We start from the raw sequence: 19,274 nt of genomic DNA, 5'->3' as shown, positions 1-19,274 counted from the left end.
TTCGAGTTGCTTTGAACTGCTAAAATCAAATCCCATTAATCTTCTTTACGTTTTGTCGCAAGAAGCGCAGCAGATAAAGCGATGCTCACACTTGCTAAGAAGAGGGCTGCTTCTGAACCATGTTCTCCTGTAGCAGGAAGTTGCTCTTCTTTATCTTCCAGAGTTTTGGCATCAACTACTGGGCTTGGAGTGAGCGGGTACTCAGGTTTTTCAACTGTTGGAGCTGCTTGATCTCCAGCAGTAGCCAATACACCTGTGTAGGCTGGTTTCTCGTTTACCAAGGCTTGGACCGCATTGACGCCACCCTTAAACTCAGGGACTTCATTTGCAGCTGCTAGAACCGCATTGGCTCCACCCTTGTATTCTGGTAATTCGTGAACCAAGGCTTGAACTGCATTAACGCCGCCCTTGAACTCAGGAACCTCATGTACAGCTGCTTCTGCTGCATTGACGCCGCCTTTGAACTCAAGTACATCAAGAACTGGTGGTTGTTCTTCACCCTTGCTACTTGTTGGAGCATCTGGTTTCGTAGCAGAATCTTTTAATTGGTTGAGATAGTCTGCGAAGTAGGCCACCATTCTTTCCGTCAAGAGATGGTTATCCGTCGCATATTTCATGCTTGCCTGAACGCTAGCTACTTCCTCTTGATTGTCTTTGTCTGTTAATTTCTGCGCCTTAGCTAAAGCTGCTTCATAGCCAGACATGTCAAGTGGTGTTTCTGCTACCTGTGGACGGGTAAAGATGAGTTCCGCTGCAGATTGGTATTTATCGCCACCATCTCCGTAAGTCTTGGTACCAGTAAGAACAATTTTCTTAGCCTTGATTGTCTTGCCAAAGTCAATGTCTTTTGGCTTGTTGTTATTTGGCCAATCTGTCACTGTGAAGGTATGTTCTTTACCAGACTCATCTGTGACAACCAGTTTCACATCTCGCAAGTTTCCATTTGAATCAGAGGCACGTGGAACATAACGAAGTCCTGTGATTTCAGTAGGTTCTTTCAAGACCATGGTTGCAGGCTTGCCTACATCTCCACCATTCCAAGATGTATGCCATAGGCTAGATACATTGCCATCAAAGGCATTCTCTAGGCATTCACCTGGTTGGGCAGGCGCATCCAAACTTTCAAAGTCTTCTGCTACCAAGGCTGTCTTCTTCTGAACCAAAGCATTCTTCAAGGCTTCAATCTTGGCAATCTCTGTACGCGCTTCTTCCACGCTAATGTCATCATCTGCTTGACTGAGGTTAAAGACCGCCTCTTTCAAAGCATCCATAGACTCTTTGGTGTAGTTAGTCATGGCAACCGTTGGCAAGTAGTTCTTCAAAGCATTTTCTGTCAACATCTTACCTGTTAGAGTAATTTCCTCGATTTGAAGATTATCCATCATGAAGTCATTGTAACCACGGAAGTTGGCATTTCCACCAGAATCACCACGAGTATTGCTTGCGTTTCCAGTTGAGTAGATACCTACCCAAGTATCGCCTGTTTCTGCACCTGTCACGAGGAAGGTTGCCTTCTTGGCTTTCTTAGAATCCGTCCAAGTATTTGGCAATTCATGCATTTCCAAGTTGCTTGCTTGAGTACCACGACGACCTGACTGGAATTCTCCCTTACCGACTACAAAAGCATAGGTATTGTCTGATCCTGCTTCGTATTCAAAGGTTACACGGTAGGTCTTACCAGCTTCAAAGCGGAAGTTTTGCGGAATGGTTTGGTAAACCAAGTTACGACGGCTAACCAGTCCATTGGTCTTGAGGGACCAATTTCCATCGATAACATCATCGACTTTCTTACCATTCCAACCACGTTGTGTATATGGATCATGCTTTTCAGACAAGTGAGTGCGGTTGTCTTCGACACCTTCGACACCACCCACTACAAATGGGAAGATTCCTTGAGCTACATTTTCAAAGTCTTGTTTAAATGTTCCTTTACCTGTATCATGCTTGTCTCCGTACATGCTTGAATTGTTTTCAAAGGTACGAATTTCATCAAAGTATGTTGCTTCATCACCAGCTTCACGACTCAATGTCAGAGTGACATTTGATACATCTGAACCTGTTGTAAAGAAGGCATACATATTTTGGAAGTAACTTGTATCGTCAACTGTAGCATTTTCACGACGATTGTTATGAGCATAAGCTTTGATATAGTTGAGAGCGAGTGACTTATTGGTATAAGTAGTCACTTCTTTCTCGCCAGTATTCACTGTGATACTTGCCTTAGCATTACTACGGTTATCAACACCGACATAAACCGCATACTTGGTATTTGGTTTCAAGCCAGTCAGTTTCTGAGTAAGGCTGACCTTGCTCTTATTACCTTGGATACGAAGCATTTCATTTGCACCCTGTGATTTGACAATTTCTGCCTTGGAAGCATCACCAGAAATGGTCCAGTGTTTCAAGGTTCCACTGTTAAATCCTTGGTCATAGATGTGCATGCCTTCGCTCCATGACATTTCAGGATTGGTTTGTTTTGAACGGTAGAGAACGTATGGTTGATTTGCTAGAAGGTCTAGGGTAATCTTGCCATCTTTTACAGTTAATTCTTTCTCTTCTGTCTTACCTTGGTCAGTTAGCTTGTAAAGGTAAACCTTGCTATTTGCCCAATCGCTTGGAAGGGCCCAAGTTGTTGCACCGGCTTGCGTATTGAAGTAGTACATCTTTTCCTTATCAGTAGGAAGTTTCTTACCATTTGCATCCCAGTTCCAAGGAGTCAAGTAAGCTGAACCATCTTGGATAACACGTCCGTTGAGCGTTACTGTACGTTCGCGGTATTGCGGGCTATTGACATCATTTGACTTACGAGTCACAACAACCTTGTTACCTGCTGCATCGACTAGCTCAACCTTCATTTCTGGAGTCCATTTATAGGTGCTACCATTATCGGTCATGGTAACTGGTGTACCATTTTCCCATTTACTTACAGTGAAGTGTTGGAAGTACTTAGTCATGACGTCATGGGCAAAGAGGTTAGTCACGTAGCCATTGTAGTCGCTTCGTCCTTGCCAGCCTTCAAAGTCTTTCATGCTGTAGCCACCTAGAAGTGGGTAGTTGGCTGCACCACCGTAACTTCTGTAGTCCCCAACCCAAGAATCTTTTTGGTGGTTGCGGATAAAGCGTGTGATAGCACTGTTGATACCTTTATTAGTGTAGCCACCATAGGTCAAGTCAGCTGCCCAGTGTTGGAAGGTAGAGTCGTATTCACCACCATGACCCCACTCAATCGCAAAGCGCCAGCCTTGTTTGTTGATTTCTTTAGCAAGAACGTGGGTAGCCCAGGCACCGTTATCACCTGATTGACCATTGCCCCATACGTCCACATAGATAAAGTCGAGACCATCACCAAGTTTTTTCTTCAAGTCTTCCCAGCGAGCCAAGCGTCCATGTGCTAGGTCATAAGCAGCATCAATGTTGATACCTTGGTCTAGCCAGTTCCATCCGTAGCTGTAGCTTCCATCTGGATTCTTACGAAGAATATTTTCATTGAAGTATTTAGATTCAGGATAAGTTTCAGAAGCGTTAACGTGGATACCAAGATATGCACCATACTTCTTAGCTTTCTCAATCAAGGTCTTAAAGTCTTTAGCTCCACCAATACGTTGTCCAATATCTGCGTAGTTCAAGTGACCAGAGTCATGTCCCTCACTACCATATCCTTTAAGGAGAACACCCTGTCCAAGACCATCTGTATGGAGATTGATCTTCTTGATACCATCTAGAGTCATAAGGAATGGGTTTTGTGCTTGTGAACCAAAGTTCATCGCGATACGGTAAGCCGTGATATCCTTGACTTTTTCCCAACCTTGAGGGTTGTTCATAATGCTACGGTAAGCAATAGCTCCATCCTGCCAGTCGACCTTATTATCCGCATTGGCATCCTCAGTAATGACAACTTTAGCACTTGGAAGTTCCTTAGTGTACTCTGGATATACAATCCCTTTATAGGCTTTTTCCCATTGCCATTCAGAACTTTGAATTCCCACATAGTTTGTATTTCCAACAGTTTGTTTGAATGCTGTCAAACGAGTCCAGTCATTCGAACCACCACCGTAGCTGTTTTGAGAGTTACTCCAAACACCTGCAGCAAGCTTATCTGTAGAAACAAAACCATACATGTAACCCTTAGCCAAATTTTTCATTGGATTTGTTACAGCAATATGTTCATCTCCACTGACATGGGTATTGTTTGACATCGTTGCTCCGTCAAACTTAGCTCCAGTTTGGTCGCTTGAAACCGACACAAGTGAGTTCCCTAAGAAATTGATAGAGGAGAGAAGTTTTCTTTCATCATCAATCTTCTGACCTGGAGTAACTTGATTGTGGTTGACAATCTTGGTCACATCAAAATGCAATTGATTTTCCACAACTTGCAAGCGTACAATCATATCTGCATTGATGAAATTCTTCTCATCACGAAGCTTCATCAAGTACTCTGCAGTAGTATCATTGATCTTCTTATAGGTGACTTCAGGTGTAATTTCGTGATTGTTTACTAAGATTTTCTTAAGTTGTTGAACTTGTCCTGGCAAAGTATGACCATTCAAGGTGTATTCCTTGACACGAGGAAAGGCTTGGTCAATCACTGCCTTGAGGACCTTAGACTGGATCGTATCATAAGTCACCTTGCTATCATCAACGGCAGGACCTGTTTCTTTCTGGGCAGGAGTATCATCTGCTTTTACACCTTCTTGATTGTCTGTTTTAACGCTAACAACCGTACGGTCATTGCTATAAGTTCCTGCCTTGAGAAGGATCTTCTTCTCATTTTTAAGATTCTCATTAACAGCAGCTGGCAAAGTAACTGTATCAAAAAGTTTTACATCATTATTTGTTGCATTCAGCTGACCATCTGATTTTAAACTAATAGTCAGATGATTCACTGATCCATTTACTGGAGCTGCAACACGACCGCCCTGATACCATGTGCTGTTACCTGGAGTTTTGTATTCCCAGAACCAGCCACCTTGGTCATATCCAACAAAAACATTGTTCTTGGTATCTTTAAATTTCAAGAAGACACCAAAGCGTGATTTGCCCTTTTCAGAATCATCTTTGAAGGTTAAATCAACTGTCGCATTTCCATTAGCATCGACAGTCAATCCTTGTTTTTCAAACAAAGCTGGTTTGCCATCATTGTCATTTTGGGCCGTTGAAGACAATTGATTGTAGCGAACACCCTTTTCTTCACGAATAGTGACGGTTCCTTGTTGCTCTTTATTCGCTACTGTTTGCCATTCAGGAGTTACTGCCTTAGGTGTTTCAGGTTTAGTAGCTGCAGGTTTATCCTCTTTTGGTTTTTCTTCAGCCGGTTTTTCTTTCTCTTCCAAGTCTGCTGGTTTCACACTTGAAATTCCCTGTATGTGGTCCTGGATCCATTTTAGTTGAGCTGGTGAGAAGAGAATGCCTCCGCTCCGTTTTCCAACTACACCATTTTGGTGAACACCGACTAGTTTGCCTTCTGTATCAAAGATACCGCCGCCACTAGCACCCGGTTTTCCTCCTTGGTAACCAATCCCTTGGACACCTTCTCCGTATGGTTCCGCAAAATCAACTGTAGTATTGACAATCGGATTCAATTTTCCTTCTGGATAACCAAAGACATGGAGCTTATCTCCAATTTTCTTAACTACTGGCTTTTTAGTTACTTCAACAGGCGTATTTTCTAGAACTGTACGCAATCTCACAAGGGCCAAATCATTTTTGAAGCCTTTCAGATAGCCTTCACGATCCCAATGAATAATATCTTTCTTGCTAAACTTGACATCTGGCAATCCTGGATATGAGATGCTATAGATATCTCCATCCCCTTGGTCATTATCCACAACCTTACGGATATTGCCGTCTTGGCTATCCTTGATAAAGTTGTGAGAAACCGTCAAGACAAGGTCTTTAGCAACGACAATACCGCTACCTTCTCCTGATGGCGTCTTAATCTTAACAGTCGCGCCGTAGTTTAATTCCCCATTGGTCGTTTTAGCCACATCTTCTGGGACGAGCTTGCCAGTATCTTGGGCCAATTGATCCTTGTCAACTTCGCGCCCATTGTCTTCAGCTTTCTCCAACTTATCTTCTAATTCTTTTGGCAGATTGCTTGGCTTTTCAGACTTTTCTTTTTCTTGAGCCAACAACTCTTCTTCTGTTTGTGGGCCTTCAGTAGTTTCAGCTGAACCAGGATTCTGAGCGGCAGCTTCCTTGTCAAAATCGTGCCCCTCATCACTAGCCTTCTTATCCAAATCAGCTAGTTCACTCGGCAAATTATCTGTTGAACCAACTCTTGCTTGATCAGCTAATACTGGGCTAGCTGCGAAGAAAGTCGCTCCAATCATCACCGAAGCTACTCCAAGCGTAAACTTACGAATACTGAACTTACAGCGTTTTTCAAAAAATCGTTTATCCATGAACTCCTAAATCCTTTCATTTTCCAGTAAGCGTTTACATTTCGTTTTTAAAAAATACTCCTTTCTCTGAAAGTGCTCTGCTTAACTGTTATAAATAAAAAATAATTGTACTTTTAATATAACAAATAAAAGACCAGAAAGCAATAGGAAATAGGTAAAATTCACTAAAATTTTCTCTTTTCTGAACAGTGCTAACGCTTAGAATTTTAAGAATCGCTTTACAGCTATAAAAAAATTCTATCTCAAAGAATCTAATAAACAGTTTCATTTCAAAAACAGATTCTTATCGGATAGAAACCAGTAAAACAAGGACCGAAAATCAGATTTTTTATCATTTTTTTGCTATGATTAGATAGAATAAAAGTTAAGGAGAAGACAATGATATTAATTACAGGTGCGAATGGTCAACTCGGTACCGAACTACGTTATTTACTAGATGAACGAAATGTAGACTATGTTGCAGTTGATGTGGCCGAAATGGATATCACGAATGCTGAAATGGTTGAGAAGGTATTTGCTGAAGTCAAGCCAACTCTGGTCTATCATTGTGCAGCCTACACTGCTGTTGATGCTGCAGAAGACGAGGGGAAAGAACTGGATTTTGCCATCAACGTAACTGGAACTGAAAATGTAGCCAAGGCCTCTGAGAAATACGGAGCTACTCTGGTCTATATCTCGACAGACTACATCTTTGATGGAAAGAAACCCGTCGGACAAGAATGGGAAGTCGATGACCTACCTGATCCGCAGACAGAATATGGGCGTACCAAGCGAATGGGGGAAGAACTTGTTGAAACCCTTACGTCACAGTATTACATCATCCGCACTGCTTGGGTCTTTGGAAATTATGGCAAAAACTTTGTCTTTACAATGCAAAATCTTGCCAAAACCCATAAAACTCTCACTGTTGTCAACGACCAACACGGCCGTCCAACTTGGACACGTACCCTGGCTGAGTTTATGACCTACTTGACTGAAAATCAAAAAGCATTTGGCTACTACCACTTATCAAATGACTCCACTGAAGATACCACTTGGTATGACTTCGCTGTCGAGATTCTTAAAGACAGTGATGTTGAAGTGATTCCGGTAGACTCCAGCAAGTTTCCTGCAAAGGCCAAACGTCCCCTCAATTCAACCATGAGTTTGGCCAAAGCGAAGGCGACAGGTTTCGTCATTCCAACCTGGCAAGATGCCCTCAAAGAATTTTATAAACAAGAAGTAAGAAAATAAAAGATTACGACATACATAAAAAGCAAGAGAACTCAAGGTCTCTTGCTTTTTAGTATCTGATTATTTAATCACTTGTTGTGTCTTAGCATAGTTGGCTTCGACTGCTTCTTTTTCAGATTTCCACCAGTCTTGGTTGTCTGTGTACCACTTAATGGTCTCTTTGAGACCTGCTTCAAAATTAGTAAACTCTGGCTTCCACCCTAGTTCATCACGGAGCTTGCTAGCGTCGATAGCATAGCGAAGGTCGTGACCAGCTCGGTCCGTCACATGATCATAAGCATCAGCTGGTTGCCCCATCTCCTTGAGGATGAGTTCCAGCACTTCCTTATTGTTCTTTTCACCATCCGCACCAATTAAGTAAGTTTCACCAATTTGACCTTTGGTCAGAATCGTCCAAACACCTGAAGAATGGTCATTGGTATGAATCCAGTCACGGACGTTTTTACCTTCACCGTAGAGTTTTGGCTTGATTCCACTCAAAATATTGGTGATTTGGCGCGGAATGAACTTCTCGATATGCTGGTAAGGACCATAGTTGTTTGAACAGTTGGAAATAGTCGCTTTGACACCAAATGAGCGCACCCAAGCTTTGACAATCAGATCTGAAGCTGCTTTAGTTGATGAGTAAGGCGAGCTGGGATTGTACTTGGTTTCAGCCGTAAATTTCTCACCTGGACCTTCTCCATGACCTGGCAAATCTTCTCGCAGAGGTAGGTCACCATAGACTTCGTCAGTTGACACATGGTGGAAACGAAGGTCGTATTTACGAGCTGCTTCCAAAAGAGTGTAAGTCCCAATGAAATTGGTGTGGATAAATGGACTCGGATCATTGAGCGAGTTGTCATTATGGCTTTCTGCCGCATAGTGAACAATGGCATCTGCTTGAGCAGCTAGCTTATCGACCAAGGTTGCATCTGCAATATCTCCAACAACCAACTCAACACGATCACCTAAAATTGCTTCAATATTGGCACGATTACCCGCATAAGTCAGCTTGTCCAGCACTGTCACATGGACATCTGGTAAGTTGTTATAGACATAATGAACAAAGTTAGAACCGATAAAACCAGCCCCACCTGTCACGATGATATTTTTGTATTCAGTCATTTTTATTCCCTAATTTTTTTACAAATCCTCTTTACTCAAAGGTTTGACATCCTTAAGCAGTGGATGATGTTTATCTGCTTCCGAAACTTCTGCTTCTGCTAGGTTTTCCCACTGGATGCCCAAAGCTGGGTCTGCATAGTTGACAAAAGCATATTTAGGCTTGAGTTCAAGTGCCCAGTAGTCATTGACCAGATAGCTATAAGAAACTGTATCCGAGAGGACTTGGAAGCCATTGGCTACGCCACGAGGGACAAAGATTCCCTTACTTGCATCAATCTCGGTCTGATAAACATTTCCAAAAGTCTCACCTTCACGTAGGTCAACCCAAGAACCCAGAACCTTGCCACCATCTGCTACTGAGATATACTTGTCCCAAGGTTCAGCATGGAGACCTCGAAGAACATTTTTGCGAGAAAAGCTGACATTGTTTTGCAGTTTTCCTTCAGCAAAGAAGCTTTCAGGGAAGCCAAGTGGTAGCATCTTTTCTTTCTGGAAATTTTCCTTAAACCAGCCACGATTGTCACCATGAACCGGAATGTCGAACTCTAACAAACCTGGAATGGCATCAATCTTGTGCACTGCAAGTGTTTTGCCGAAAAAATTATCTGTCATCTAGATTTCTCCAATCAAACGGAGCAAGTATTGCCCGTATTCATTCTTCTTGAGAGGTTGCGCCAACTTCAGCACATCTTCGCGGCTGATATAACCCATTCGGTAGGCAATTTCTTCTAGATTGGCAACCTGAACATTTTGCATCCTTTGAACCGTTTCGATATATTGAGAGGCCTCTAACAGGCTCTCATGCGTCCCTGTATCCAGCCAGGCAAAACCACGCCCCATAACTTCAACTGACAAATCCCCACGCTTCAAATAAGCATTGTTAACATCTGTGATTTCCAACTCGCCACGAGCACTCGGTTTTATCTGTTTGGCAATCTCCACAACATCATTATCATAGAAATAAAGACCGGTCACTGCATAGTTGGAGCGAGGATTCTCTGGTTTTTCTTCAATGGAAATGGCATTCATGTCTGTATCAAACTCGACCACACCAAAACGCTCTGGATCCTTCACTTGGTAGCCAAAAACAGTCGCGCCCTTCTCTTTCTTAGCTGCCTTTTGAAGCATTCTGCTCAAACCAGGTCCATGATAGATATTATCGCCTAAAATCAAGGCAACACTATCGTCACCGATAAATTCTTCACCAATAAGAAAAGCCTGAGCAAGTCCGTCGGGACTAGGCTGTTCCGCATAGGAAAGCTTAATCCCAAATTCGGAACCATCCAAGAGCAGGTCCTTAAAACGGGGCAAATCCTGTGGTGTTGAGATGATCAAAATGTCCTTAATCCCTGCCAACATCAAGGTTGACAAAGGATAGTAAATCATGGGTTTATCATAAACCGGCATCAGCTGTTTTGACGCAGCTCGAGTAAGTGGGTACAAGCGCGTTCCCGAACCACCCGCAAGAATAATACCTTTCATAATAGATTTCCTTTCTGGCTAATTACCTATCCTATATTCTATTTCATTTTGTCCCAAATTCTCTAAGGAATTTACTTCAATTTGGATAAGGCAGCTTTTAAATAGGCTCCGTCTCGAAGAGCAGCTCCAACTTTCCTAGCTTGTTCTGAAAGTTCCTTGTAGTCTTGAAGTGTCAAATCATCTAGTACTTTTTGGAGGTCGTGTAGAGAATCAACTGCAATACCACATTGCTTGTCTAGTACCAAATGTGTGAGAGCCGACCCTTTCCAGACTATTAGGGGAAAACCTGAAGCTAAGTAGAGAGAGGCCTTGTGCGAGTTGTTAAAGCGTAGGTAGTTTCCGTAAGAACCTTGGCAGGTTTCTGAGCTGTCTCCGTCCCAGACCAAACCAAAACTACCTTCAAGAGCAGCTGGGAGGTCATCCGGCATAAAGGAACCAAAGTAGGTGGTGTTTTTCAATGCACGACTTTCATCATAGCCCACTCCATACAAGTTATAGGCTGGTTGTTCTGGTAAATTATAAAGATAACCTGACTTTGCAGGGTTCAAATTTCCAGCTACGATAATAGGCTGGTCTTTTTGGAGATTTGGTTTTTCAGCAAAGTTTGGAATCAGATAGTCAAAAATCTCCAAGCTAACCATTTTATCTGCTGGCACTCCTTGACCTACCAGAACTTTCTTCATGATATCGTTATGAACGATAATGCCATCCACTGACATCAAAGCTTTCTTTTCCTGGAAGTAATTTCTCACTTTATGACGGAATTTTACTTCTGAACCTGTGCATGACGCAAGGTTTCAATATCATGGATCAACAGATAGAATTTTGCTCCTCTTTTTTGCGCCTGCTTGATGAGTTGTGAGATGAAAAATGTATGGTGGATAATAGGGAACTGAATCACCAATTCATCTCCAGCTCCCAACTGATCAAACACAGACTTGGTCGCACGATATTTGTGTTGTTGAGCTTTAAAGAAATTCATCTTATACCAATTCTCAACCTTGAGCTCCAACCCCTCATAACCCTCTGAGATTAGAATAGTTTCCACGTCATTTCGTGCCTTACTCCCTGCATTCTTTTCATGTGCATTATGCAGAAATGAATCCTTCAGATAATATTTCACCTTTTCTCCCCTTTATCTGTGATATTCTTAGATGTTCCCTAGTTCTTCTTCTACCACATCCAATGCACGTTCAACAGTCACATGCATATCATAGTATTTATAATCTGCTAAGCGACCACAGAAGATAACGTGGCCATTTTTCTCAGCTTCTGCTAGATACTGCTCATAAATAGCATTGTTTTTGGCATCATTGATTGGATAGTAAGGTTCATCTCCTCTTTTCCAATCTGCTGGATATTCTCGAGTAATAACCGTCTTGTCCTGAGTCCCAAACTCAAAATGTTTGTGTTCGATGATACGCGTATAAGGAATATCACGTTCAGTATAGTTGACTACAGCATTTCCTTGATAATTTTCTTGATCCAGAATCTCATGCTCAAAACGGAGACTGCGATACTCAAGTTCACCAAACTTGTAGTCAAAGAACTGGTCAATCATCCCTGTGAAGACAATCTTAGTTGCTGAAGCCTCCAAGTTCTCCCGATCAGCAAAGAAATCTGTATTAAGCTCTACTTCGATTCCTTCCAACAACTTTTCGATGATGACATTGTAACCACCAATTGGAATCCCTTGGTAACGGTCGTTGAAATAATTATTGTCATAAGTCAATCGAACTGGTAAACGCTTGATGATAAAGGGTGGTAGTTCAGTAGCAGAACGCCCCCATTGCTTTTCGGTGTAACCCTTGATTAACTTTTGATAAACATCCGTACCAATCAACTTAATGGCTTGTTCCTCTAAGTTTTTTGGCTCAACATCTTGCATGTGTGTCGTCTGCTCAGCAATTTTGTCCTTGACTTCTTGGGGTGTCTTTGTCCCCCACAAAGCATAGAAAGTATTCATGTTAAAAGGCAGATTGTAAAGATGTCCTTGATAGTTGGCAATAGGAGAATTGATGTAATTGTTAAACTCCGCAAACTGATTGACATAGTCCCAGACCTTTTTATTAGATGTATGGAAGATATGAGCCCCATACTTGTGGACATTGATTCCTTCAACAGATTGGCAATAGATATTCCCACCAATATGTTCTCGTTTATCAATCACCTTCACCTTCTTGCCACGTTTGTTAGCTTCGTAGGCAAAGATTGCACCTGACAAGCCAGCACCGACAATCAAATAATCGTACATAAAATCTCCTTATTTCTTTAAAACACTTTTTAGTTCTTGAAAATCCAAGACACGTAAGACCAAAACCAAGCCACCATAGACTAGGAAGCCAAGGGCAGCATATATCAAGACATTCACAACAGACGAGAAGTGCATGAAAGTTTTTACAGAATACAAGGCGCCGTACATCAAGAGAGCAGCTAAAAATATTTTTAGCATAGATGGACGGATCTTAACCTCTTTTAGATACGAACGTGTAAAGTAGAGTTGGATCAGCCAGACCAAACCTTCAGTCACAACAGATACGATTGACGCCCCAATATATCCCAGAGGCGGGATCAAGAGGAGATTCAAGCCAACACTAAAAACAGCTGGAATGGTTGTTGATAGCATAAATTCACGATTGCGATTATGAGGTATCAAAATCTGGATGCCCATTATGTTAGTCCAGCCAATAAAGAACATTCTAAAGACCATGATGGCAATCGCATAGCGAGCGTCTTGGAAGTCTTGCCCCAAGAAAAATTGAACAAAATCTTTGTTAACAATCAAAATACCAGCAATCATCGGAAAAATAACCAAGTTATAAACCAGAAAGGACATTTCATGTAACTTGTTAACCGCCTTTTGATTGCCTGATGAAAGGAGATTAGAGACCCGAGGCAACATGACACTACCTAGGGACGTTACCAAGGTCAACAAAATATTCAATAATTTCAAGGCTTGATCATAGATCCCGACATCCTTGGTCGAGGACAAGGCACCTAACATCGTGCGATCTAGCGTGATGTAGAGAGAAATGGCAATCTGTGGCAGAAACAAGAGAATAACTGGTTTGATATGCTCTTTGGCATAGGCTATATCCAGATGTGGCTTGCGAATGTGTTCCCGAGCAGGAAGCCACATACTCAACTGCCCTAATAGATCATAGGCAACCAAGAGGATGATATACAAGTACAAGTCATATGGTTTCTTAACAAATAGGAATATCGATACAACACCTAGAAGTTTGACCATTGTGTTACGAGCTGTGATTTTTTTGAAATCTTCTAACCCTTGAAAGAGCCAAGAGATATCAAAACCACGAGACAGCAAACTAAAGCCAAGTATATAGGCAATTGGATTGTTCATCGACGGTACAAGCAAGCAGACAATGATATACAGAGTAACCGCTAAACAGGTTGAAAGGACTTGTAAACTGTAAATACCCCAGAAGGTCTTTTCAACTTCCTTACGATGGCTAGAAATTTCCTTGGTCCCATAATTCGCTACTCCCAGCGTCGCTAGTAGGATAAAATAAGTCACGATAGAGTTATAGTATCCGTAAGACCCCAAATCATCCGAGGAGAAAACCCGAGTGATATAAGGAGTTGTAATCACTGGTAGGACGATAACGAGTAGCTGATAGGACAGATTGTACAAGTAATTTTTTAAAACTCTCACACTGCTTCCCTCATCTCAGATTTTTCTCCTTCAAAATCCATTGCTGGGATAGTAGCAAAGAGAAGGAACATAAAGATATTGTAAGATGGACGAACCCAGAAGGCCTCAAACATACAGTTGAAGGCAACTAAAGACAAGATGGTTAATAGCAAATACTCTTTACGTCGATAAAGCTTCCAAGATTGAAAAATATAGAAACAAATCAAGATAACCACTGGAATCATACCATAGGTAAATAGCATTTGGACATAAGAAGAATCAACATAATCATAGTTTAACACAGTTTCAGTCTTTCCTCCGTAACCAGTAAATGAGATTCCTCGTATACCAAATAATTCTATACCATATTTTTTTAAAGCTTCATGCCCTAAATGTAATCGCATGCTGAAAAAGTTATTCAGAGAAACATATATTGGATGAGACCAACTAAATTTGTTGGATAGATAAATCATGACCGAAGAAGCGATACCAGCCGAAAAAGGCAGTAGGGAAAATAAACGCCATTCAGTCTTGTTACGATAATAAAAGTATAGAAAAATTCCTGTTGCTGCTAAGATGGAGCCTGCATTTAAACGGGCATCGCAATAAACAATAATAAAGGCCGCCAAGGCTACACCTGATAGGGTTCTTAGGAAGATAAACTTCTTTCTAAGGAGATAGGAAAGGGCAGTAAAGAGATAGAAACAATGAGAGGCAAAGTCGGTTGGATAGATAAAACCAAAAGAGTTACGTACAACTACACCCACGGGGCGAGTTTGAACAAACTGTAAATTAGGAATAACATTGACTAACGATAGTAAAATAATCAATACTATAAAAGATAAACTCGTCCAAGTATAAATTTTAAGTATAGACTCTAAATCTGCTTTATAAAGAAAAACAATCAACAGCAAAAACATTAAACCATTTAAGTTTCCTGCCTTATAATAAACCATACTTCCAACTAAAATGAGGGTAGGTGCAAATATTAAAAAACTCAAAGAATAGTTACGAATATATAAAAAACGCACAGCTAGTAACATGATTGCAAAGAAAGGAACAAAATTAGGTATACTAGGTAATACAGGTGCTAACATTGAAGTGTTTATCATATCTATAGAAATTATCACAAATAAAACTGCTGTCACGAGCAATTTATCACGTTCTATCTTTAACATTTTCTTTTTCCTTTTTTAATCTCTAACCTCTTTTATTTCATTGAGGCTTTTTTAATTTTTTAAATTGATAATACAGACCTGGAACCAATGATAACATAAGATAAATCGCCTTGTTTTTCAAGTTAATCCGCTTATTTTTCAAGATTCTTCTTAGATAAGGACGAATCCTTCTTTGAATGCGAACGATTTCCTCTTTGGAAGAATCTGAGATTAAGATGAAAATGTGGAGACTACCGATGAACAAACGGGCGATGATAGCATCATCAAGTTCTGTATTGGCAGAATAGTCCTTCTGGACAACTTCTGCCAAATGATCCATAGAATCATAAAAATCATAGTGCTTACTATTGAAGTTTGATAAGGTAATACTGTTTGGTCTACGATAATAATGATAGATACCTAAATCAATCACACAAACTGATTCCACTTCTTTCAAGTAGTCACTGATAACATATAAGTCTTCATAGATTTTCCCTTTTGGATAGGGGTATTTTTCTACGATATCTCTGGGAAAGAGTTTAGCCCAAGCAGAGACAGTGGCAATTGTACCATAAAGCATCTCTATTAAAGTTTCTTCAGAAGAAAGAAGGGTAGCTTTCGCTAGCATTTCTTCATTTATTTGGTAGTTTTGGTAGGAATCATGTTCGTAAGTATCCTTACCTTTTCCTGCGACAATACGAGCACCTGTACGTTTTTGAAGTTCCACCAAAAGTTCAAGTGCACAAGGCTCAAAATAATCATCTGGATCTAGGAAAACAATCCATTCCCCTTTAGCTTTTGCGACACCATAGTTTCTAGCATCAGACAAGCCACCATTTTCTTTATGATAGGCCGATACCCAATCATACTCACTTGCATATTGATCGCATAGTTTCCCAGAATCATCCGTGGAACCATCATCAACTAAGATAACTTCAAAATCTTTATAGGTTTGATTGACCAAGCTTTCCATGGCATAATGAAGGTAGTCCTCTACATTATAAATAGGTACAATTACTGAAATCATATTTTCTTTTCTTTCTCTTACTCAGTTAGATATTTAAATCTCAAATGAACTTTTATCTGGTAAAAGTTGATTCATAGCTTTAATAAAGTCATCCATCACCTGATCTTCATTTTGGACATTAAAACCGTCATTAATACACATAACCTTATATTTCCTAGAATTTAGAAGTTTCCAAAAATCTGGCCCAGCATTATCTAATGAAAAGAGACCGCCTAATTTAGGATCCCCGATTGCATATTGACCACTAGCAATCTGCCAATACTTAAAGAGCCAAACATTGGTATCAGATGGACTTCTAAATCGACTAGCAGATGTTTTTTCTAAGACATCTTTTTCCTTTTCCCATACCAATTCCATTGTTGACTTTAAGAGTGGATGCGTTAAATGATTCTCCCAAAAACCACAAATAAATTTGCTGTGTCTATACAATAAAGATTTAGCAATACCTTTAAAACCTTGTTTAATTGAGAAGAATTTGCCATTCTTTAAAATTTCCTCACGAGTAAAATGTGTTGTTATAATTCCCATATCATTCATTTGGAAATGGCCAGTGCCATATCTCTCCGTTGTAATAGGAGCTAAAGCCGTAACATACTTTGGTAAACCATCATCTGAAAAGAAATCTGTCGGTTCAACTGGAGCTGTGAGATAAACATCATCGTTAAAGAACACAAAGCACTCAGAAAGACCTGGAATCCGATGGATATTGCTTTCGATAGGATTGGCAGAAAAAACTGGTAGATAATCCTTACAGATAATCTCTGTATGATCTACCAAGACCAATTTTTCACTGTTTATATCTAACCAGCTTGGCTTTTGCTGGTCAGTCACAAGATAGACCTTATTGACCCAAGGGGCAAACTTTTCTACCCCTCTAAACCAGTATTTAAAGGTTCCCCATTCACGATAAGTCTTGTCCGAATTCATGCTTTCCTTAGAGGTATTAATTGTTCCATCGTACTGTGCTTTCTTTTTTCTCCAAACCGGATCATTACCATCAACCCAGGTAACAACAAAATCAATTTTTTCTACCATTCAGTCTCTCCTATTTAAAATTCCAATAGTCTATCCATCAATTTTATAGAGGTATATTGTTCAAAGTACAGGGCCTTTGCTTTATCAACTTTTTGAATAATATCATCAACTATAGGATTGAAATGTTCCATTAGCTGTGCTAGTGCCTCAAAATCCCCTGAAGGATAAAAAGTCACCAGAGATTCATCAACATAATCTCGAACAGAGGGAATATCATTCACAATGATAGGAACTCCTAGAGACATTGCTTGAAGCATAACCATATGACCAGCGGATAAATCAATATCTTTTAACGATAGGACAAGGAAATCAGACTTAGCTAATACATCTCCAAAGGTTTCTACTACTACATCAGATAAAACTTGAATGTTTGAACCATGCGTAGGAACTCTCCATGGCTGAGTTGCAATCACACACGGCATTGAAAGGTTTGAAGTCTCCACTGCCTTGACTAAAGTCTCATAATCTCGGTTACTACCTCCACCTGAAAAGATATACTTAGTTGGTAAAGAACCTTGATAAGTTAGTTGATTATCATAATCTAAGCCGTAATGAATAAATTTAAATTTTTCCTGAAATTCTGGAAAGAGTTCCGAATAATAATGAATTTCTTTTGAACCATAGACTATGATATTACCGATATTCTGGAAAGACTTTTTCACAAGTTGTTTTCGTAAATAATAATAGATTTTATTTTTCTTATTCTCAAACAAAAATCCTGCTAATGTAATTTCCTTGCCACTTTTATTTAAAATTCCTAAAAAGATACCTACAAGAGGATTTACACAAATAATCTTTTTGACATCATATTTTATGAATTTCCGAGCATAATCATAGGACATTTTCCACATTAATAAATGATACAAACCACTACCGATGTATTTGAAATTACGTACTCTTCTTATAAGTGGACTTTCATAGTTGGTATAAACTACTCGGCTCCCGCCATGAAGAGATTGATAATGCTCTTCATTCTTTTTTTGCAGCTCACTGTCTAAAATGATTAAATTTTCCATTATACCCCTTATTGTAAATTATCATAAAATTCCGAGAAGTTCTTGATGTAACTCTCCAAAGAAAACAGCTCTCTTTGTCTCTGATATCCTACTCGCCCAAATTTTTCTCTTTTTTCAGAACTATCTAGTAATAGAGAAATGGCATTAGAAAGTTCTTGAGGACGATTTGGTTTGACTAAGCAACCACTTTTGTCATCTACTACCATTTCAGCTATTCCCCCATTGTTATAACCAACAACTGGTTTTGAACAAGCCATGGCTTCTAGGACTACTGTAGGTAGGGAATCAGGTTTTATACTTGGTAAGACAAAGATATCAAACATATTATAAAGTTCAGAAGTCTTATCGTAGTAATCAATACGTTGAATTTGTGACACAACAGATGAAGAAGCTATTCTATTATCTAGTTCTTCTAAGCGCCATTCTTCACCAGGAAAAACACCTCCAGCTAGGAAAGCCACCGCTTTCTCATTCTTTTCCAAAAGTGGCTCGACTGCTTCTATGAAATCATTTTGCCCTTTGATAGCATTGACCCGACCAATCATGCCAATCACAAGTGCATCTTGCGCAATGTCAAATTTTTCACGAATAGAAGACGCATCCATTGGATAATAGACAGCATTATCGACACCGTTATAAATCACTTCCACTTGGCTATCTTTGATAAATGGAGACTGCTTGATATGATTGGCAACCGCTTGAGACACCGTCACAATCTTGTCTGCATATCGTCCCATAAGCATATTGATAAAGTCAGAAATAGCTTTGGGTTTGACGATAATCTCATGAACATGCCAAATCAAAGGTAGCTTGAGCTTGCGTTTCAAATAGATGCCCTCCAAAACAGCCGCTGTATTATTGTGAACCATATCTATATTGTGTTCTCGAGCATAGAGGGCGATTTGCTTAGCATAGAAATTATAAGAGCGAATATAGTCGGCAATGCCTTTGGGATTGAAATACTTTCTTCGTAAAATCGGATAATCCAACACACTGACCTGAGCCCCAACTTGACGCAAGGCCTCTACTAAAACACCATCATTTGGCAGGATGACGTGAGCTTCAAATTCTTTGGAATCCAATCCTTTGATCAATTCCAATAAAACCTTATCTGCTCCATACATTTCTGCACCAGCATGCAAGTATAAAATCCGTTTCATT

12 protein-coding genes and 1 pseudogene are annotated in these 19,274 nt (G+C 40.1%); 1 reads left to right on the top strand and 12 read right to left on the bottom strand.

The genetic code is table 11. The annotated features are described in order from the left end of the window. Window positions 1-35 precede the first annotated feature (35 nt). A complete protein-coding gene (locus tag HMPREF2655_RS04590; RefSeq protein ID WP_083321228.1) occupies window positions 36-6,401 on the bottom strand; it encodes a SpGH101 family endo-alpha-N-acetylgalactosaminidase in 6,366 nt (2,121 codons plus the stop codon). Window positions 6,402-6,779: 378 nt separating this feature from the next. Between HMPREF2655_RS04590 and rfbD the strand changes: the two genes are divergently transcribed. Beyond that, window positions 6,780-7,634 (top strand): dTDP-4-dehydrorhamnose reductase, encoded by an 855-nt coding sequence (gene rfbD, locus HMPREF2655_RS04585; RefSeq protein ID WP_070837860.1) that lies wholly within the window; start codon window positions 6,780-6,782, stop codon window positions 7,632-7,634. A 60-nt stretch (window positions 7,635-7,694) separates the two neighbouring features. Here rfbD and rfbB read toward each other — a convergent pair whose 3' ends face one another. The 11 genes and pseudogenes from rfbB to HMPREF2655_RS04530 all read right to left on the bottom strand — a co-directional run bounded on the left by rfbB (window position 7,695) and on the right by HMPREF2655_RS04530 (window position 19,273). Next, the gene (gene rfbB, locus HMPREF2655_RS04580; RefSeq protein WP_070837857.1) at window positions 7,695-8,741 is read right to left on the bottom strand and encodes a dTDP-glucose 4,6-dehydratase; all 1,047 of its coding nucleotides are present in this window, start codon (window positions 8,739-8,741) and stop codon (window positions 7,695-7,697) included. A gap of 18 nt (window positions 8,742-8,759) precedes the next feature. Beyond that, a complete protein-coding gene (locus tag HMPREF2655_RS04575) occupies window positions 8,760-9,353 on the bottom strand; it encodes a dTDP-4-dehydrorhamnose 3,5-epimerase family protein (RefSeq protein ID WP_070837855.1) in 594 nt (197 codons plus the stop codon). Then, window positions 9,354-10,223 (bottom strand): glucose-1-phosphate thymidylyltransferase RfbA, encoded by an 870-nt coding sequence (gene rfbA / locus HMPREF2655_RS04570; RefSeq protein WP_049519434.1) that lies wholly within the window; start codon window positions 10,221-10,223, stop codon window positions 9,354-9,356. It lies immediately after the preceding gene. 71 nt (window positions 10,224-10,294) lie between these two features. Continuing rightward, a pseudogene (locus HMPREF2655_RS04565) lies at window positions 10,295-11,346 on the bottom strand (galactofuranosyltransferase). 27 nt (window positions 11,347-11,373) lie between these two features. Then, the gene (gene glf, locus HMPREF2655_RS04560) at window positions 11,374-12,477 is read right to left on the bottom strand and encodes a UDP-galactopyranose mutase (RefSeq protein WP_070837852.1); all 1,104 of its coding nucleotides are present in this window, start codon (window positions 12,475-12,477) and stop codon (window positions 11,374-11,376) included. A 9-nt stretch (window positions 12,478-12,486) separates the two neighbouring features. After that, on the bottom strand, window positions 12,487-13,899 hold the full coding sequence (locus HMPREF2655_RS04555) for a flippase (protein ID WP_070837849.1): 1,413 nt from the start codon (window positions 13,897-13,899) through the stop codon (window positions 12,487-12,489). Then, window positions 13,896-15,056, bottom strand: coding sequence for a polysaccharide polymerase (locus HMPREF2655_RS04550; RefSeq protein WP_070837846.1), 1,161 nt, complete (start codon window positions 15,054-15,056; stop codon window positions 13,896-13,898). The genes HMPREF2655_RS04555 and HMPREF2655_RS04550 overlap by 4 nt, the downstream gene beginning before the upstream one ends. Before the next feature lie 37 nt (window positions 15,057-15,093). After that, window positions 15,094-16,062, bottom strand: coding sequence for a glycosyltransferase family 2 protein (locus HMPREF2655_RS04545; protein WP_070837843.1), 969 nt, complete (start codon window positions 16,060-16,062; stop codon window positions 15,094-15,096). Between the two features lie 33 nt (window positions 16,063-16,095). Continuing rightward, window positions 16,096-17,097, bottom strand: coding sequence for a receptor polysaccharide phosphotransferase WefF (gene wefF / locus HMPREF2655_RS04540; RefSeq protein WP_007520651.1), 1,002 nt, complete (start codon window positions 17,095-17,097; stop codon window positions 16,096-16,098). A gap of 14 nt (window positions 17,098-17,111) precedes the next feature. Beyond that, window positions 17,112-18,113 (bottom strand): glycosyltransferase, encoded by a 1,002-nt coding sequence (locus HMPREF2655_RS04535; protein WP_070837840.1) that lies wholly within the window; start codon window positions 18,111-18,113, stop codon window positions 17,112-17,114. A gap of 8 nt (window positions 18,114-18,121) precedes the next feature. Continuing rightward, window positions 18,122-19,273: a glycosyltransferase family 4 protein gene (locus tag HMPREF2655_RS04530; protein ID WP_007520655.1), complete on the bottom strand. Its 1,152-nt coding sequence runs from the start codon at window positions 19,271-19,273 to the stop codon at window positions 18,122-18,124. Between the last annotated feature and the right edge of the window lies 1 nt (window position 19,274).

Source organism: Streptococcus sp. HMSC066F01 (assembly GCF_001837335.1).
Taxonomy (GTDB): domain Bacteria; phylum Bacillota; class Bacilli; order Lactobacillales; family Streptococcaceae; genus Streptococcus; species Streptococcus oralis_S.
Note: the sequence above shows the minus strand (reverse complement) of the source record. Positions and strands in the feature narration are given on the sequence as shown.

Coding starts and splice junctions, on each gene's coding strand:
- HMPREF2655_RS04590 (WP_083321228.1), bottom strand. CDS start 6,401: ATGGATAAACGATTTTTTGAAAAACGCTGTAAGTTCAGTATTCGTAAG.
- rfbD (WP_070837860.1), top strand. CDS start 6,780: ATGATATTAATTACAGGTGCGAATGGTCAACTCGGTACCGAACTACGT.
- rfbB (WP_070837857.1), bottom strand. CDS start 8,741: ATGACTGAATACAAAAATATCATCGTGACAGGTGGGGCTGGTTTTATC.
- HMPREF2655_RS04575 (WP_070837855.1), bottom strand. CDS start 9,353: ATGACAGATAATTTTTTCGGCAAAACACTTGCAGTGCACAAGATTGAT.
- rfbA (WP_049519434.1), bottom strand. CDS start 10,223: ATGAAAGGTATTATTCTTGCGGGTGGTTCGGGAACGCGCTTGTACCCA.
- glf (WP_070837852.1), bottom strand. CDS start 12,477: ATGTACGATTATTTGATTGTCGGTGCTGGCTTGTCAGGTGCAATCTTT.
- HMPREF2655_RS04550 (WP_070837846.1), bottom strand. CDS start 15,056: ATGTTAAAGATAGAACGTGATAAATTGCTCGTGACAGCAGTTTTATTT.
- HMPREF2655_RS04545 (WP_070837843.1), bottom strand. CDS start 16,062: ATGATTTCAGTAATTGTACCTATTTATAATGTAGAGGACTACCTTCAT.
- wefF (WP_007520651.1), bottom strand. CDS start 17,097: ATGGTAGAAAAAATTGATTTTGTTGTTACCTGGGTTGATGGTAATGAT.
- HMPREF2655_RS04535 (WP_070837840.1), bottom strand. CDS start 18,113: ATGGAAAATTTAATCATTTTAGACAGTGAGCTGCAAAAAAAGAATGAA.
- HMPREF2655_RS04530 (WP_007520655.1), bottom strand. CDS start 19,273: ATGAAACGGATTTTATACTTGCATGCTGGTGCAGAAATGTATGGAGCA.